Here is a 15,908-nt window from a genome sequence, read left to right on the forward strand (position 1 = left end):
CCCCCCGCCGCCCGTGTCAGCTCTCGCCGCGCATCTCTGCCGCGGCGGCCTGCACGGCGCGCACGATCTTGTCGTAGCCGGTGCAGCGGCAGAGGTTGCCGGCGAGCCAGAAGCGGATCTGCTCTTCGGTCGGGTTGCTGTTCCGCTCCAGCAGGTTCTTGGCGGCGACGATGAAGCCCGGCGTGCAAAAGCCGCATTGCAGGGCGGCTTCCTCGAGGAAATGGCGCTGCACCGGGTGCAACTCGCCGCCCTGGGCGACGCCCTCGATGGTTGTGATCGAGCGGCCCTCGGCCTCGGCCGCGAGCATCAGGCAGGAACAGGTGACGCGGCCGTCGACCTCGACCGAGCAGGCGCCGCAGTCGCCCGAGCCGCAGCCCTCCTTGGTGCCGGTCAGGTGCAACTCGTCGCGCAGCACGGCGAGCAGGGTCTGTTCAGGGCGGGCGAGAAACTCGGTCTCGACCCCGTTCAGCGTGGTGGTGACGTGGATCTTGGCCATTGTCAGAGGCTCCGGGCCCGGGCGCGCGCAAGCGCGGCGGCGGCGGCGCGGCGGAAGATCACCCCGGCCACCCTGGTGCGATATTCGGCGGTGCCGCGCTTGTCGTCGATCGGCTGGCAGGCGGCGCGGACGGCGGCGGTGGCGGCGTCGAGCGCGGTGTCGTCGAGTGCGGTTCCGACCAGCGCCGCGCCGGCCTCGGGGACCAGCCGCGCGGTGGGGGCGACGGCGCCAAGCGCCACGCGGGCGGCGGCGATGCGGCCATCGGGGCCGAGGGCGAGGTTCACGCCGCTGCCCACGACGGCGATGTCCATCTCGGTGCGGGGGATGAAGCGCAGGTAGGCGTCGGCGGCGCGGGGTGGCCTTGGCGGCAGGTGGATCGTGGTGATGACCTCGCCCTTCCTCAGCGTCGTGCGGCCCGGACCGGCGGGGATCTCGGCCACCGGCACCCGGCGGGGGCCCTCGGGGCCGATGATGCTGACCTCGGCCCCGGCAGCGATCAGCGCGGGCAACGAGTCGGCGGCGGGCGAGGCGTTGCAGAGGTTGCCGACGGGCGTGGCGCGCGACTGCACCTGCATCGAGCCGATCAGGTCCACGGCCTCGACCACGCCGGGCCAGGTGGCCTTGAGCGCCGCATGTTCCGAGAGCGCCGCGCCGCAGACCGCCGCGCCGAGGTGGAAGCCATCGGCATCCTCGCGGATCCCGGTCAGCTCGGGGATGTGCTTGATGTCGACCACCAGCTCGGGGCTGCGCAGCCCGGCGGTCATCTGCACCACGAGGTCGGTGCCGCCGGCGAGCACATGGCCCGCGCCGGACACGCCGGCCAGCAGGCGCACCGCCTCGTCAATGGTGCGGGGAGAGGCAAAGTTCATGGCGTCAGGCTCCGCTGCTCCGGGCCAGTCTTGCGCAGCCCGGAGCGGAATGACAAGCGCGCTTCGCTCAGCCCAGCACCTTGCGCACCGCCGCCGCCGTGGCCGCGACCACGCTGTCGGCCTCGGCGCGGGTGAGGCAGAAGGGCGGGGCAAAGCCGATGATATCGCCCTGTGGCATCGCCCGCGCGATGACCTTGTGATCGGCCAGCATCGCCGCCGAGACCTGGATGCCGATCTTGTCGCTTGCGTCGAAGAAGCGCCGCGTGTCGCTGTCGGCCACCAATTCGACCGCGCAGAGCATCCCGTCGCCCCGGATCTCGCCGACATTGGGGTGATCGCCAAGTGCCTCGCGCATGGACTGGTTGAGATAGGCGCCGACGGTGCCGGCATTCTCGACCAGGTTCAGCTTGTCGAGCAGCTGGAGGTTCGCCACCCCGGCCGCCGCGCCGATGGGGTGGGCGGAATAGGTCCATCCGTGGCCCAGCACGCCATTCTCGTCGGTGCCCTTTTCCAGGCCCTTCCAGACCTTCTCGCCGACGATCGAGCCGGAGAGCGGCGCATAGGCCGAGGTCAGGCCCTTGGCGATGGTGATGATGTCGGGGCGGATGCCGTAGTGGTCCGAGCCGAACATGGTGCCGAGGCGGCCAAAGCCGGTGACGACCTCGTCGGCGATCAGCAGGATGTCGTGGCGGTCGAGCACGGCCTGGATCGCCGGCCAGTAGCCTTTCGGCGGGGGCACGATGCCGCCGGTGCCCATCAGCGGCTCGCCGATGAAGGCGGCGATGGTGTCGGCGCCTTCGCGGTCGATCAGCTCTTCGAGGTCGGCGACGCATTGCGCGACGAAGGCGGCCTCGTCCTGCGACGGGTCCGCCCGGCGGTAGAAATAGGGCGAGGTGGTGTGCAGGATGCCGTCGAGCGGCAGGTCGAATTTCTTGTGGAAGAGTTCGAGCCCGGTGAGCGAGCCGGTGACCAGCCCCGAGCCGTGGTAGCCGCGCCAGCGCGAGATGATCTTCTTCTTTTCGGGTCGGCCGAGGATGTTGTTGTAATACCAGACCAGCTTGATGTTGGTCTCGTTCGCGTCCGAGCCGCCGAGGCCGAAGTAGACCTTCGACATGCCCTTGGGGGCGCGTTCCAGCACCATCTGCGCCAGCGTCACCGAGGCCTCGGTGCCGTGGCCGGCGTAGGCGTGGTAATAGGCCAGTTCGCGGGCCTGTTCGGCGATGGCCTCGGCCACCTCCTGGCGGCCATAGCCGATGTTGACGCAGTAGAGACCGGCGAAGGCGTCGAGCAAGCGGTTGCCGTCACGGTCCTCGATGAAGACGCCCGAGGCGGTGCGGACGATCCGGTTGGGGCTTTCGCCGCGGGCGTGCTGGGCCAGGTGGGTCGAGGGATGCAGGAAGTGGTCGCGGTCCCATTTGTCGATCTGGTCGTTTCTCAGCATCTTTCCCTCCTGACTGTTGCCTTCGCAAGGAATAGGCGATTGCATCCTGCTTGGCCATGCCTGCGGGGTCAGCCCACCTCGTAGGGCAGGACTCCGCGGGCGTCGGGGTCGATGGTGAGGCGGCGTTCCAGCGGCGGGACCGACCGCTGGTGGCAGTTGCGCCGCTCGCAGATCCGGCAGGAGACGCCGATCGGTTCGTAGGTGGCGGCGTTGTCGAGGTCGAGGCCGTCGGCATAGACCAGCGCCGGGGCGTGGCGCACCTCGCACCCCAGGGCGATGGCATAGCGGCGCACCGGCGCGCCGAAGCGGCCGCCGGATTTCGAGATGTCGCGGGCGATGTTGATGTAGCGCACGCCGTCCGGGGTTTCGGCCAGCTGGCGCAGGAAGCGGCCCGGCGTCTCGAAGGCGCGGTAGACGTTCCAGAGCGGGCAGGCGCCGCCGAAACGGGCGAATTGCAGCCGGGTGGCCGAGTGCCGCTTGGTGATGGTGCCGGCCTGGTCGACGCGGACGAAGAAGAAGGGCAGTCCTTTGGCGCCGGGGCGCTGCAGGGTCGAGAGGCGGTGGGCTACCTGTTCGATCGAGGCACCGAAGCGGGCGGCGAGGCGTTCGAGGTCGTGGCGGTAGTCCTGCGCCGCCGCCAGGAAGGCGCGGTAGGGCATCAGCGCGGCCCCGGCGTAGTAGTTCGCCAGCCCGATCTTGGCGATGGAGCGGGCCTCGTCGGAATGGAAGCGGGCGAGGTCGAGCGTGGCCTCGATCAGCTTGTCCTGTTCGAGCAGGGCCAGTTGCAGCAGCATCTGGAAGGTCTGGGTCTGTGCCGCGGCGCGCGCCGAGAGGTGCAGCACGCGCCCTTTCGGGTCGTAGCGGCGCAGCGTCTCGGTATCGGCCAGTTCCACCCGCACGCCGCGCGCGTCGAGCCGGGCGCGGGCGGCTTCGGCGATATTGCCCGCGGGGGCGAGCCCCTCGGCGGCGCGGTCGACGGCGTCGATGTAGTTGTCGCAGTAGTGGAAGAAGTCGCGCACCTCGTCCCAGGGGCTGGCGATCAGCCGCGAATCCTCGCGCCCCAGCGCCTCGTCCAGCGAGGCGAGGCGTTCGTGGGTGCGGCGGTAGGCGCGGTGCAGTTCAAGGAAGGCGCGGGCGATCGCAGGCGCGTTCGAGGCGGTCAGCCGCAGGTCGGCCAGCGGCGGCATGGCATCGGCAAAGATCGCATCGGCCAACGCCTCGCGCATGTCGCTGACCAGGCGTTCGCTGTCGCCGGTGGTCAGCTCGGTGACGTCGAGGCCGAACTCCTGCGCCATCGCCAGCACGACGGTGGTGCTGACCGGGCGGTTGTTGTTCTCCATCTGGTTGAGATAGGGCAGCGAGACGCCGAGCTTGGCGGCGAAGTCCTTCTGGGTCAGCCCGATACGGCCGCGGATCTCCCGCAGCTTGGCGCCGGCATAGAGTTTCTGAACGGGCATGGCGCGCCTTTGCAGATTAGCTTTGCGCGCAGGATATGTTTGCAAACCTTGGCGGGCAAGCGGTCTGGGGGTGGCCGATCCGAGTGGGTTGAATTTTCGCGCGCAGACAGCTATGTTCATTTCATACCGGCTGGCGGCTTCGGCTGCCAGTTCAAGGGCCGTTAGGGCGCAAGCCCGGCGGCTCTTGCTGTATCTGGAGAGCATTTGAGGGCTTGCGTCTATATTGACGGCTTCAATTTATATTATCGTGCCCTGAAGGGGACGAGATTCAAATGGCTCGACGTTCATGCCTTGGCGGCCGAGCTTCTCGATCCAAGCGACACCATCGAAGCAATCAGGTATTTCACGGCCGATGTAAGTCCCCGTGCGGGTGATGCTGGCGCGCCTCAGCGGCAGCAGGCCTATATGCGGGCGCTGAGGACGCTGCCAAACCTGAGCGTTCACAAGGGCCGGTTCCTACCCAAGGAGAAAACCCGACCTCTGGTGGGGCAGGAGCACATATTCGTTCGAGTTCACGATACCGAAGAAAAGGGCTCGGATGTGAACCTGGCGACGCACCTCCTGTATGATGCGTTTCGGGAGAGGTTCGATGTCGCCCTGGTGCTTTCTCAGGACACAGACCTGATCGAGCCACTCAGGGTCGTGACGCAGGATCTCAAGAAGGTCGTTGGAGTTGGTTGGCTCGACGCGTCACGACCGGGAAAGAAGCACCGGGCGGTGACCAGTTTCATTCGCCACGCCAACCCGTCAATATTGGGACGCTGCCAGTTCCCAGATCCTGTGATAGGAAAGGGCGGGGTGCGCTTTCCCAAACCCCTTGAGTGGGCCTGACCCAAGAGGCAAGGCCCTCACAGCCGCAGGCGACGCTCGCGGCGGATGACCAGCAGCATCGAGATGACGCTCATCACGCCGGTCAGGAACATGATCCAGAGCAGGGGCATCTCGCCGCTGCCGGGGCTCAGCATGGCGCCGGCGAGGGCGCTGAGGCCGGCGCCGCCGCCCAGCATGATGGCGCCCGAGAGGCCCGAGGCGGTGCCGGCCAGGTGCGGGCGCACCGAGAGCGCGCCGGCGGTGCCGTTGGCGATGGCGAGCCCGTTGCCCAGGCCGACGAAGACCATGAAGCCGAAGAAGCTCTGTGCCGACCCGAAGCCGGCCGCGGAGACGGCCAGCGACATTGCCATCCCGATACTGATCAGCAGCCCGCCCCAGAGGACCATCAGGTTGACTCCGACGCGCATCGCGAAACGGCCGGTGAGGTAATTGCCTGCAAAATATCCGATGGCCGGCATCCCGAAGAAGAGGCCGAGTTGCGTCGGCTCCAGCCCGAAGACCTCGGTTCCGACATAGGGTGCGCCACCAAGGTAGGCGTAGAAGGCCCCCGAGGAGAAGGAGCTTGCCATGGTGTAGCCCCAGAACCGGGGCGAGCGGAGCAGTTCGGGATATTCGCGGAACTGCGCCAGCATGGACTTGCCGCTGCGGGTCTTGGTCTCGCCGAAGTCGTAGTAGGTGAGCGCATAGGCCATGGCGGCCAGCGCCAGCAGCAGCCAGAAGTTGGCCTGCCAGCCGAAGTGTTCGTCGAGGAAGCCACCGACCGCCGGGCCGAGCATGGGCACCACCGCCATGCCCATCGTAATATAGCCGATCTTGCTGGCCGCCTCGTCCTGCGTGTAGAGGTCGCGCACCGCGGCGCGGGTCAGCACCATGGCCACGGCGATGACCGCCTGGCACATGCGGAAGGCGAGGAAGACCTCGGCCGTGGGGGCGAAGATGCAGCCCAGCGTCGCCAGCCCGAACAGCAGGATCCCCCCGAGGATGACCGGCCGCCGCCCCTGGCTGTCGGAGATCGGGCCGATGGCGATCTGCAGCAGCGCGTTGCACATCAGGAAGAGCGCGACCGAGAGCTGGAGCAGGCGGTAATCGGCGTGGAAATACTCGGTCATGCCCGGCAGGCTGGGCAGGAAAATGTTCATGGCCAGGGCCGACAGGCTGGTCAGCAGCACTAGGGTGCTTGTGTGGGGGGCCGTCCTGCGGTCGAGAAACCGGACATTCGGAGCATCGGTCATGGAACGGAGCTAGTCCTTGCCATGTGAATTGTCCATCGCGCTGTTGCAGCGGAGCATGGATTTGAGCGCTCATGGCAGTGTGGGGTGTGGATTTGCGTATTTGCAAAAATTGCCGTTAGCAAACTGAAGTAATTGCAAATTTGCCAAATTTCGCTTTGGGTGCCGCGCGTGCAGCATTATGGTCGCGCAATCTTACAGGGGAGCCACGTCGATGAAAGACATCCTGACCGAGCTTGAGAACCGCCGCGCCGACGCCCGACTGGGCGGGGGGCAGGCCCGGATCGACGCGCAGCACAAGCGCGGCAAGCTGACCGCGCGCGAGCGGATCGACCTGTTGCTCGACGAGGGCAGCTTCGAGGAGTTCGACATGTTCGTCGCGCACCGCTGCACCGATTTCGGGATGGAGAAGAGCCGCCCCGCAGGCGACGGCGTGGTCACCGGCTGGGGCACGGTCAACGGGCGCATGGTCTATGTGTTCAGCCAGGACTTCACTGTCTTCGGCGGCTCGCTCTCGGAAACCCATGCGCAGAAGATCTGCAAGATCATGGACATGGCGGTGCAGAACGGCGCGCCGGTGATCGGTTTGAACGACTCGGGCGGGGCGCGGATCCAGGAGGGCGTGGCCTCGCTCGCCGGATATGCCGACGTGTTCCAGCGCAACATCATGGCCTCGGGCGTGGTGCCGCAGATTTCCGTCATCATGGGCCCCTGCGCCGGCGGCGCGGTCTATAGCCCGGCGATGACCGACTTCATCTTCATGGTGAAGGATAGTTCCTACATGTTCGTGACCGGCCCCGACGTGGTGAAGACGGTGACGAACGAGGTGGTGACCGCCGAGGAGCTTGGCGGCGCCTCGACCCATACCAAGAAAAGCTCGGTTGCCGATGGCGCCTTCGAGAACGACGTCGAGGCCATGGCCGAGGTGCGCCGGCTGGTCGACTTCCTGCCGCTCAACAACCGCGAGAAGCCGCCGGTGCGGCCCTTCTTCGACGAGCCGGGCCGGGTGGAGAATAGCCTCGACACGCTGATCCCGGACAACCCGAACCAGCCCTACGACATGAAGGAACTGATCCTGAAGGTCGCCGACGAGGGCGATTTCTACGAGATCCAGGAAGACTACGCCAAGAACATCATCACCGGCTTCATCCGCCTGGAAGGGCAGACGGTGGGCGTGGTGGCGAACCAGCCGATGGTGCTGGCGGGCTGTCTCGACATCGACAGCAGCCGCAAGGCGGCGCGGTTCGTGCGCTTCTGCGACTGCTTCGAGATCCCGATCCTGACCTTCGTGGACGTGCCGGGCTTCCTGCCGGGCACCAGCCAGGAATACGGCGGGGTCATCAAGCACGGCGCCAAGCTGCTCTTCGCCTATGGCGAGGCGACGGTGCCGAAGGTCACGGTGATCACCCGCAAGGCCTATGGCGGCGCCTATGACGTGATGGCCTCGAAGCACCTGCGCGGCGATTTCAACTATGCCTGGCCGACGGCAGAGATCGCGGTGATGGGCGCCAAGGGCGCGACCGAGATCATCTATCGTGCGGACCTGGGTGACCCGGAGAAGATCGCGGCGCGGACGAAGGAATACGAGGACCGTTTCGCCAACCCCTTCGTGGCGGCCGAGAAGGGGTTCATCGACGAGGTGATCATGCCGCATTCGACGCGGCGGCGGGTGAGCCGGGCCTTTGCCTCGCTGCGCAACAAGCAGCTGAGCAACCCTTGGAAGAAGCACGACAATATTCCGCTGTGACCTGACATCGTAGGGCGGGGTTTACCCCGCCGCACGGGCATGGCGGGGTAAACCCCGCCCTACGGAGGATGCGATGAACCAGATGTGGAAGAACCAGGCCTTCACCATTTCCCATGCCGATGACGGCAAGTTCGAGGGGCGCGGCCTGCGGGCCTTCTTTGAATACCGCCAGCTCGGCATCGCCGAGGCGACGGGGGGCAAGTTCGGGGCGCATGTGATCCGCGCGGTGCCGGGGATGGAGAGCCCGGGCGCCTGGCACAGCCACGACCTCGACTTCCAGATGGTCTATGTCACCCAGGGCTGGGTGGTCTTCGAATACGAGGGGCAGGGCGAGCACGTGCTGCGCGCCGGATCCTGCGTCTTGCAGCCGCCGGGGATCAAGCACCGCGAGGTGCGACATTCTGACAATTTGGAGTTGCTTGAAATCGTCTCTCCGGCAACATTCGAGACGCTGGACGAATCAGCGCCATGACTTTACGTGGCGTTAATCGGTTTGCGCGAAGCCTTGGCGTCGCGCCTGCGGCCCCGACAGGAGGAGCTCGCCCGCGAGGGAGGGGTCGGGGCCGCGGCATTATCCTGGGAACAGTGCTGACGATGCTGGCGGCCGGCGCGCAGGCGCAGCCGCTTATCACCGTGCCTTCGGAGCAGCCGGTGAGCCTTTCCCAGATCGTGATCGACGACGCGCCGGGCGAGATCTGGCTGCGGTTCCGCTTTCTCGCTCCCGAGATCGCGCGCGACGGAGGACGCATTGACGGCGCGACCGCTTCGGTGGACATGGAGCATCTCTGCAACGCGCTGGCGTTGCCCTACATGACCGAACAGGGGCTGAGCGCCGCCCGCATCGTGATTTCGCTGATGGACCGCGACGTCGCCTTCGGCGAGTCCGCCCCCGAGGCGACGCAGTTCTTCGAGGCCTTCCGGCCCGAGGACGGTCGCTGCATCTGGGAGGAGTTCTGATGCGTCCACAAGATCTTGACCTGACCGCCGGCCGCCCCGCGCGCGCTGATGCTTTGCGGTCACAAATCGCCCATCGCACGGGGGGCGGATACACTTCGCCCCGCCATTGGGCTATTCTCCTGGCCGGGAGCCGCCCCGTGGCGGTGCCCGAAAACATGAGGCAGCCGAGGTCACAAGGCCCCGGAAAACAAGAAACAAGCAGGAGAAACGCATGTCGAAAGCGATCCTTTTCGCGGCCCTCGTCGGCTTTGGCGGCCTGGTTGCCGCCTGCGGCAACACCCGTGACGATTACGTCGTGGTCCAGCCCGAGCCGATCTCGACCGAACCGGTCTTTACCGGCAAGTACAAGTAAAACCGGCGCAGGACCGGCCGTGCGGCCGGTCCTGCCCATCGCCGCGGGCGGGGGGCTTGCCCCATGCTGAAGCACCGCGGCTTTCCCGGGCGCCAGCCCGGCACCGATTTCCAGTTCGTCATCCGCCGGGCCAACCCGCGCGGCATCACCCCGCTGATCGAGCGCGCGCGGTTCAAGGACCGCCGCTATGCCGACCGGCAGGCCGACCTGTATTTCATGGCGGCGCTCTGGAACCATTTCGGCGAGGAGCCCTTCGAGCGCGGCAATCTCGACGCCGGCCGGCTGAGCTGGCTGTTCGGGCGCGAGGTGGTGCCGGCGGAAGAGCCCTTCGACCCGGTGAGCTACGAGGCGCTGCTGCGCATCGACGCGGATGTGGCGCGGGCCTCTTTCCCGGAGGTCTTCGACGAATGACGCCCGCGATCGGCAAAACCCTGCCCGGCGTTCCCGCATTTGGGCGCTTTCCGGCTGATGCGCGGCCCGCCGTCGCGTCGGTCTTGGCGGGGCTTTCCGTGTCGTACAAGGTCGGACCGAAGGAAGAGGCCGGTTGCCCCAGCTTCGGTCATCTTCCGACAATCCGTACCCCTTCCCTTGCCGGGCAGGACAGGACTACCTGTTTCCTGCCCGGTACTTTCTTCGCCGGCCGCATGCGCCCCGAGCCTGAAACCGGGTCCGTTTCTGCGCGTTTTCTTGCTCAAAACGCTCAGGAAAACGGCATCCTCTTGCGGAACCGGCAAAACCGTTCATGGGTTCTTCCATCGAGCCAAATAAAAACCGAAGGAAAACCCTCATGCTGCGTAGCGCATATCTCATTCGAGCTTCCCTGGTTCTCGCTCTCGCCGGCGGCCTTGCGGCCTGTGGCGATGACCCGCTGGAACAGGGTCTCTATGGCGGGGCCCTCGGCATGGGCACCGCGGCAATCCTCGACGGCAACCTGGTCGCCGGCGCGGCGGTCGGTGCCGGTGCGAACCTGCTCTACTGCCAGAAGAATCCGGGCCGCTGCTGAGGCCCGTGACAGCGGCGCTCTGAGCGCCGCACTCCAAAGACCACCACTCAAAGACGCCGTTTCCGGGAATTTCCCCGGAGGCGGCGTTTTGCATTTCCGCATCTTCCAGACGAAGGACGATCCATGTTCAAGAAAATCCTGATCGCCAACCGGGGCGAGATCGCCTGCCGCGTCATCAAGACGGCCCGCAAGATGGGGATCAAGACGGTTGCCATCTACTCGGACGCCGACCGCAACGCGCTGCACGTGCAGATGGCCGACGAGGCGGTGCACATCGGCCCGCCGCCGGCGAACCAGTCCTATATCGTCATCGACAAGGTGATGGCGGCGATCAAGGCGACCGGCGCCGAGGCGGTGCACCCGGGCTATGGCTTCCTGTCGGAGAACCCCAAGTTCGCCGAGGCGCTGGAGAAGGCCGGTGTCGCCTTCATCGGCCCGCCGGTGGGCGCGATCGAGGCGATGGGCGACAAGATCACCTCGAAGAAGATCGCCCAGGAGGCCGGGGTCTCGACGGTTCCGGGCTACATGGGTCTGATTGCCGATGCGGATGAGGCGGTGAAGATCTCGGGCGAGATCGGCTATCCGGTGATGATCAAGGCCTCTGCCGGCGGCGGCGGCAAGGGGATGCGGATCGCCTGGAACGACGAGGAGGCGCGCGAGGGCTTCCAGTCGTCCAAGAACGAGGCGGCCTCGTCCTTTGGCGATGACCGTATCTTCATCGAGAAGTTCGTCACCCAGCCGCGTCACATCGAGATCCAGGTGCTCTGCGACACCCATGGCAATGGCGTCTACCTGCACGAGCGGGAATGCTCGATCCAGCGGCGCAACCAGAAGGTGGTGGAAGAGGCGCCCTCGCCGTTCCTGGACGAGGCGACCCGCAAGGCGATGGGCGAGCAGGCGGTCGCGCTGGCCAAGGCGGTGGGCTATGCCAGCGCCGGGACGGTGGAATTCATCGTCGACGGTAACCGCAACTTCTATTTCCTCGAGATGAACACCCGCCTGCAGGTGGAACACCCGGTCACCGAACTCATCACCGGCGTCGACCTGGTCGAGCAGATGATCCGCGTGGCCAATGGTGAAAAGCTGCCCTTCGCGCAGTCCGACCTGAAGATCAACGGCTGGGCCATCGAGAACCGTCTCTACGCCGAAGATCCCTATCGCGGCTTCCTGCCGTCGATCGGGCGGCTGACCCGCTATCGCCCGCCGGCCGAGGTGACCAAGGCCAGCCACGTGGTGCGCAACGATACCGGCGTCTACGAGGGCGGCGAGATCAGCATGTATTACGACCCGATGATCGCCAAGCTCTGCACCTGGGCGCCGACCCGCGCCGAGGCGATCGAGCGGATGCGCGTGGCGCTGGACAGCTTCGAGGTCGAGGGGATCGGGCATAACCTGCCGTTCCTGTCGGCGGTGATGGATCACCCGAAGTTCGTCAGCGGCGACATGACCACGGCCTTCATCGCCGAGGAATATCCCGAGGGCTTCGAGGGGGCGACCCTGGGTGCGGGCGACCTGCGCCGCATCGCCGCCGCCTGCGCCGCGATGAACCGGGTGAGCGAGATCCGCCGCACCCGTGTCTCGGGCCGGATGGACAACCACGAGCGCAAGGTGGGCGACGACTGGGTCGTCACGCTGCAGGGCGAACGCTATGCGCTGTCAGTGCAGGCCGATCCGAAGGGCGCGACCATCCACTTTGCCGATGGCGCCTCGCATCGGGTCGAGGGCGCCTGGACGCCGGGCAAGAGCCTGGCCGAGATGCTGGTCGACGGCGCGCCGCTGGTGCTGAAGGTCGGCAAGATCTCGGGCGGGTTCCGCATCCGCACGCGGGGGGCCGACCTGAAGGTGCACGTGCGCTCGCCGCGCCAGGCCGAGCTGGCCGAGCTGATGCCCGAGAAGCTGCCGCCGGACACCTCCAAGCTGCTGCTCTGCCCGATGCCGGGGCTGATCGTGAAGGTCAACGTGGCCGAGGGCGACGAGGTGCAGGACGGTCAGGCGCTCTGCACCGTCGAGGCGATGAAGATGGAGAACATCCTGCGCGCCGAACGCAAGGGCCGCGTCGTCAAGATCAACGCCGCACCGGGCGACAGCCTGGCGGTGGACGACGTGATCATGGAGTTCGAATAAGGGTGGAACGGGCGGCGGGCATAGCCTTCGGGCCTGGCACCGGCCAAGGGCTTTGCAAAGCCCTTGGCACGCCGCGCGTTGCGCCCGCTCAGTTGCTCAGCCGCCGCTCTTCGACCTCGCGCTGGCGGATCGGCATCTTGTCGATCGAGCGCGAGATTTCCCGCACGGTCCAGGGCAGCGGCTTCCTGAGTTCGATCTGCCCGTCCTTGCCGACCAGCACCAGCATGAAGCCGCGCGGCCGCAGCCGCTGGCGCAGCGGCGATTTCGCCGCCGGGTCGGTATCGGTCAGCACCACCACGTCGCGGTCGGCCAGCGCCGGGACGTTCTCGTTGAGCAGTTGCATCTGCTCGATGAAGCGCGGATCCTCGGCGGTGTCTGCAAAGACCACCACGGGCCGCGCCTGCCAGAGGAAATCCGGCAGGTCGGCCTCGCCCGCCGGGCGGATCAGCGCCTCGGGCTCGCCGGCCCAGGCCGTGGCCGCCATGACGGCGGCAAGAACTATGCTGGTGATGCGGAACATTCGGCCTCCTGTGGAGTGGAATATAGTCACCCCGGCCGGCTCTGCGACCATTGATTTGCCCATGCGGCACAAAAGTTTATCGCCCCGCGCCGCGCGCGGACCCGTCCCATGCCCGCAACCGCACCCGACAGGGGTGCGCCCCTGCGCCCCCCGACCCGACGAGAGGATATTGCCATGAGCAAGAAAGACACCTGGCGCAAGGCCGCCGAGGCCGAGATGCGCGGCCGTTCGGCCGACACGCTGACCTGGCACACGCTGGAAGGCATCCCCGTCGCGCCGCTCTATACCGAAGAGGACACCGCCGGCCTGCCGCATCTGGGCACCCTGCCGGGCGAGGCGCCCTTCACCCGCGGCGTCAAGGCGACGATGTATGCCGGCCGGCCCTGGACCATCCGGCAATATGCCGGCTTCTCGACCGCCGAGGAGAGCAACGCCTTCTACCGCCGCAACCTCGCCGCCGGGCAGCAGGGCGTTTCGGTGGCCTTCGACCTCGCCACCCACCGCGGCTATGACAGCGACCACCCCCGCGTCACCGGCGACGTCGGCAAGGCGGGCGTGGCCATCGACTCGGTCGAGGACATGAAGATCCTCTTCGACGGCATCCCGCTGGACAAGGTCTCGGTCTCGATGACGATGAACGGCGCGGTGATCCCGATCCTGGCGAATTTCATCGTCACCGGCGAGGAGCAGGGCCATTCGCGCAAGGTGCTTTCGGGGACCATCCAGAACGACATCCTCAAGGAGTTCATGGTCCGCAACACCTATGTCTATCCGCCCGAACCCTCGATGCGGATCGTCGCGGACATCATCGAATATACCGCGAACGAGATGCCCAAGTTCAACTCGATCTCGATCTCGGGCTATCACATGCAGGAGGCCGGGGCGAACCTGGTGCAGGAACTCGCCTATACGCTGGCCGACGGGCGCGAATACGTGCGCACCGCCATCGCGCGGGGCATGGATGTCGACGCCTTCGCCGGGCGGCTGTCGTTCTTCTTCGCCATCGGCATGAACTTCTTCATGGAGGCCGCCAAGCTGCGCGCCGCCCGCCTGCTCTGGCACCGCATCATGTCGGAATTCCAGCCCAAGGATCCGAAGTCGATGATGCTGCGCACCCATTGCCAGACCTCGGGCGTGTCGCTGCAGGAACAGGATCCCTACAACAACGTGATCCGCACCGCCTATGAGGCGATGAGCGCGGTGCTCGGCGGTACTCAGTCGCTGCACACCAACGCGCTGGACGAGGCGATCGCCCTGCCGACCGACTTCTCGGCCCGCATCGCCCGCAACACCCAGCTGATCCTGCAGGAGGAGACCGGCGTCACCAAGGTCGTCGACCCGCTCGCCGGATCCTACTACGTCGAGAAGCTGACCCACGATCTGGCCGAAGCCGCGTGGACGCTGATCGAGGAGGTCGAGGAGATGGGCGGCATGACCAAGGCGGTGGCCTCGGGGATGCCCAAGCTGCGCATCGAGGAAACCGCCGCCACCCGCCAGGCGATGATCGACCGCGGCGAGGAGGTGGTCGTCGGGGTCAACAAGTACCGCAAGGACAAGGAAGACCCGATCGACATCCTCGAGATCGACAACGACGCCGTGCGCGCCTCGCAGATCGCCCGGCTCGAACGCGTGCGCGCCAGCCGCGACGCGGCCGCCTGCCAGGCGGCGCTGGACGAGGTGAGCCGGGTCGCCGCCGAGGGCGGCAACCTGCTGGCGGCGGCGGTCGAGGCCGCGCGGGCGCGGGCGACTGTGGGAGAGATCAGCATGGCGATGGAAAAGGTATTCGGACGGCACCGCGCCGAGGTGAAGACCCTGGCCGGGGTCTATGGCGCCGCCTACGAGGGCGACGAGGGCTTTGCCGCGATCCAGAAATCGGTCGAGCAATTCGCCGAGGACGAGGGGCGCCGCCCGCGGATGCTGGTGGTCAAGATGGGCCAGGACGGCCACGACCGGGGGGCAAAGGTCATCGCCACCGCCTTCGCCGACATCGGTTTCGACGTCGACGTCGGCCCGCTGTTCCAGACCCCGGAAGAGGCGGCGCAGGACGCCATCGACAACGACGTGCACGTCGTCGGCATTTCCTCGCAGGCGGCCGGCCACAAGACGCTCGCTCCGCAGCTGGTGCAGGCGTTGAAGGATCAGGGCGCGGGCGATATCATCGTGATCTGCGGCGGGGTTATCCCGCAGCAGGACTATGACTATCTCTACGAGCGCGGCGTGAAGGCGATCTTCGGTCCGGGGACCAATATCCCCAAGGCGGCCGAAGACATCCTGGGCCTGATCCGCGCCGCCCGGGGGTAAGGCGGGGCTGAATGGACAGACGCGGCAGGATCCTGATCGGCATGGCGGGCGGCGCCCTCTGGGCGCTGGCCGTGGTCTGGGGCGCCCAGCGCGCCGGTCTGGCCTTCATGACGCCGCTGGTCGGCGTGCCGCTGGCCATGGCGCCGGTCGGTCTGGTCATGACGCTGATGATCGCCCGCCTGGCGCAGCGCCGTTTCTTCGACGATGACATCATTGACGGCGAGGATTTCCCGCAGGGCTCGCCCGCCTGGATCGACCAGCGGGTGCTCTCCAATACCTCCGAACAGGCGGTGCTGGCGCTGCTGATCTGGCCCTTCGTCGCGCTGACCCTGGGCGGGCAGGTGGTGGTGGTGCTGGGCTTCGCCTTCGCCCTCTCGCGGATCGCCTTCTGGCTCGGCTACCACGCCGCGCCGCCGCTGCGCGCCTTCGGCTTCGCGGCCACCTTCTACACCACCGCGCTCGCCGCCCTCTGGTCGCTGGCCGTCTGGCTCTGACCGCGCCCCTGATTTCTCTTCTTTCCAAATATCTCCGGCAACTGTATTTTTTCACGCCGTTGCGGCGAAGTCGGTGCCGTCGCGGAT

At 66.8% G+C, this 15,908-nt stretch carries 16 protein-coding genes; 10 read left to right on the forward strand and 6 right to left on the reverse strand.

The window, feature by feature from the left end; all coding sequences use genetic code 11:
• Positions 1-16: 16 nt before the first annotated feature.
• The 4 genes from IE266_RS25755 to IE266_RS25770 form a co-directional block, all read right to left on the reverse strand.
• Positions 17-496, reverse strand: coding sequence for a (2Fe-2S)-binding protein (locus IE266_RS25755; protein WP_189683013.1), 480 nt, complete (start codon positions 494-496; stop codon positions 17-19).
• A 2-nt stretch (positions 497-498) separates the two neighbouring features.
• On the reverse strand, positions 499-1,365 hold the full coding sequence (locus IE266_RS25760; protein WP_189683014.1) for an FAD binding domain-containing protein: 867 nt from the start codon (positions 1,363-1,365) through the stop codon (positions 499-501).
• A 67-nt stretch (positions 1,366-1,432) separates the two neighbouring features.
• A complete protein-coding gene (locus IE266_RS25765) occupies positions 1,433-2,806 on the reverse strand; it encodes an aspartate aminotransferase family protein (RefSeq protein ID WP_189683015.1) in 1,374 nt (457 codons plus the stop codon).
• Between the two features lie 68 nt (positions 2,807-2,874).
• A complete protein-coding gene (locus IE266_RS25770; protein ID WP_189683016.1) occupies positions 2,875-4,263 on the reverse strand; it encodes a helix-turn-helix domain-containing protein in 1,389 nt (462 codons plus the stop codon).
• A gap of 204 nt (positions 4,264-4,467) precedes the next feature.
• Between IE266_RS25770 and IE266_RS25775 the strand changes: the two genes are divergently transcribed.
• Complete coding sequence (locus IE266_RS25775; protein WP_189683017.1) at positions 4,468-5,094, forward strand: NYN domain-containing protein; 627 nt, start codon at positions 4,468-4,470, stop codon at positions 5,092-5,094.
• 17 nt (positions 5,095-5,111) lie between these two features.
• Here IE266_RS25775 and IE266_RS25780 read toward each other — a convergent pair whose 3' ends face one another.
• A complete protein-coding gene (locus tag IE266_RS25780; protein ID WP_189683018.1) occupies positions 5,112-6,326 on the reverse strand; it encodes a multidrug effflux MFS transporter in 1,215 nt (404 codons plus the stop codon).
• Between the two features lie 211 nt (positions 6,327-6,537).
• Here IE266_RS25780 and IE266_RS25785 point away from each other — a divergent pair, with 211 nt between their 5' ends.
• From IE266_RS25785 to IE266_RS25815, 7 genes are all read left to right on the forward strand, one after another.
• Positions 6,538-8,070, forward strand: a complete 1,533-nt coding sequence (locus tag IE266_RS25785; RefSeq protein WP_189683019.1) for an acyl-CoA carboxylase subunit beta — start codon at positions 6,538-6,540, stop codon at positions 8,068-8,070.
• A 73-nt stretch (positions 8,071-8,143) separates the two neighbouring features.
• Positions 8,144-8,542, forward strand: a complete 399-nt coding sequence (locus IE266_RS25790; RefSeq protein WP_229864500.1) for a cupin domain-containing protein — start codon at positions 8,144-8,146, stop codon at positions 8,540-8,542.
• Between the two features lie 122 nt (positions 8,543-8,664).
• On the forward strand, positions 8,665-9,027 hold the full coding sequence (locus tag IE266_RS25795) for a DUF6497 family protein (protein ID WP_308434623.1): 363 nt from the start codon (positions 8,665-8,667) through the stop codon (positions 9,025-9,027).
• Positions 9,028-9,238: 211 nt separating this feature from the next.
• Positions 9,239-9,379, forward strand: coding sequence for a hypothetical protein (locus IE266_RS25800; RefSeq protein WP_189683021.1), 141 nt, complete (start codon positions 9,239-9,241; stop codon positions 9,377-9,379).
• Positions 9,380-9,442: 63 nt separating this feature from the next.
• Positions 9,443-9,790: a hypothetical protein gene (locus IE266_RS25805; RefSeq protein WP_189683022.1), complete on the forward strand. Its 348-nt coding sequence runs from the start codon at positions 9,443-9,445 to the stop codon at positions 9,788-9,790.
• Between the two features lie 376 nt (positions 9,791-10,166).
• Positions 10,167-10,382 (forward strand): hypothetical protein, encoded by a 216-nt coding sequence (locus IE266_RS25810; protein ID WP_189683023.1) that lies wholly within the window; start codon positions 10,167-10,169, stop codon positions 10,380-10,382.
• Positions 10,383-10,505: 123 nt separating this feature from the next.
• On the forward strand, positions 10,506-12,506 hold the full coding sequence (locus IE266_RS25815) for an acetyl-CoA carboxylase biotin carboxylase subunit (RefSeq protein WP_189683024.1): 2,001 nt from the start codon (positions 10,506-10,508) through the stop codon (positions 12,504-12,506).
• Positions 12,507-12,594: 88 nt separating this feature from the next.
• Here the strand turns inward: IE266_RS25815 and IE266_RS25820 are convergent, their stop codons facing one another.
• The gene (locus IE266_RS25820; RefSeq protein ID WP_189683025.1) at positions 12,595-13,026 is read right to left on the reverse strand and encodes a DUF4174 domain-containing protein; all 432 of its coding nucleotides are present in this window, start codon (positions 13,024-13,026) and stop codon (positions 12,595-12,597) included.
• A 174-nt stretch (positions 13,027-13,200) separates the two neighbouring features.
• Here IE266_RS25820 and scpA point away from each other — a divergent pair, with 174 nt between their 5' ends.
• Entirely contained in the window at positions 13,201-15,327 is a 2,127-nt protein-coding gene (scpA, locus tag IE266_RS25825; RefSeq protein WP_189683026.1) for a methylmalonyl-CoA mutase, read from the forward strand.
• Positions 15,328-15,338: 11 nt separating this feature from the next.
• Positions 15,339-15,821, forward strand: a complete 483-nt coding sequence (locus tag IE266_RS25830) for an MAPEG family protein (RefSeq protein ID WP_189683027.1) — start codon at positions 15,339-15,341, stop codon at positions 15,819-15,821.
• Positions 15,822-15,908 lie beyond the last annotated feature (87 nt).

This window comes from Seohaeicola zhoushanensis (genome assembly GCF_014656415.1).
Classification (GTDB): Bacteria; Pseudomonadota; Alphaproteobacteria; order Rhodobacterales; family Rhodobacteraceae; genus Seohaeicola_A; species Seohaeicola_A zhoushanensis.

What these genes read in the sequence shown, in the direction of transcription:
- IE266_RS25755 (WP_189683013.1), bottom strand. Translation starts at nt 496, where the DNA reads ATGGCCAAGATCCACGTCACCACCACGCTGAACGGGGTCGAGACCGAG.
- IE266_RS25760 (WP_189683014.1), bottom strand. Translation starts at nt 1,365, where the DNA reads ATGAACTTTGCCTCTCCCCGCACCATTGACGAGGCGGTGCGCCTGCTG.
- IE266_RS25765 (WP_189683015.1), bottom strand. Translation starts at nt 2,806, where the DNA reads ATGCTGAGAAACGACCAGATCGACAAATGGGACCGCGACCACTTCCTG.
- IE266_RS25770 (WP_189683016.1), bottom strand. Translation starts at nt 4,263, where the DNA reads ATGCCCGTTCAGAAACTCTATGCCGGCGCCAAGCTGCGGGAGATCCGC.
- IE266_RS25780 (WP_189683018.1), bottom strand. Translation starts at nt 6,326, where the DNA reads ATGACCGATGCTCCGAATGTCCGGTTTCTCGACCGCAGGACGGCCCCC.
- IE266_RS25785 (WP_189683019.1), top strand. Translation starts at nt 6,538, where the DNA reads ATGAAAGACATCCTGACCGAGCTTGAGAACCGCCGCGCCGACGCCCGA.
- IE266_RS25790 (WP_229864500.1), top strand. Translation starts at nt 8,144, where the DNA reads ATGAACCAGATGTGGAAGAACCAGGCCTTCACCATTTCCCATGCCGAT.
- IE266_RS25795 (WP_308434623.1), top strand. Translation starts at nt 8,665, where the DNA reads ATGCTGGCGGCCGGCGCGCAGGCGCAGCCGCTTATCACCGTGCCTTCG.
- IE266_RS25800 (WP_189683021.1), top strand. Translation starts at nt 9,239, where the DNA reads ATGTCGAAAGCGATCCTTTTCGCGGCCCTCGTCGGCTTTGGCGGCCTG.
- IE266_RS25805 (WP_189683022.1), top strand. Translation starts at nt 9,443, where the DNA reads ATGCTGAAGCACCGCGGCTTTCCCGGGCGCCAGCCCGGCACCGATTTC.
- IE266_RS25810 (WP_189683023.1), top strand. Translation starts at nt 10,167, where the DNA reads ATGCTGCGTAGCGCATATCTCATTCGAGCTTCCCTGGTTCTCGCTCTC.
- IE266_RS25815 (WP_189683024.1), top strand. Translation starts at nt 10,506, where the DNA reads ATGTTCAAGAAAATCCTGATCGCCAACCGGGGCGAGATCGCCTGCCGC.
- IE266_RS25820 (WP_189683025.1), bottom strand. Translation starts at nt 13,026, where the DNA reads ATGTTCCGCATCACCAGCATAGTTCTTGCCGCCGTCATGGCGGCCACG.
- scpA (WP_189683026.1), top strand. Translation starts at nt 13,201, where the DNA reads ATGAGCAAGAAAGACACCTGGCGCAAGGCCGCCGAGGCCGAGATGCGC.
- IE266_RS25830 (WP_189683027.1), top strand. Translation starts at nt 15,339, where the DNA reads ATGGACAGACGCGGCAGGATCCTGATCGGCATGGCGGGCGGCGCCCTC.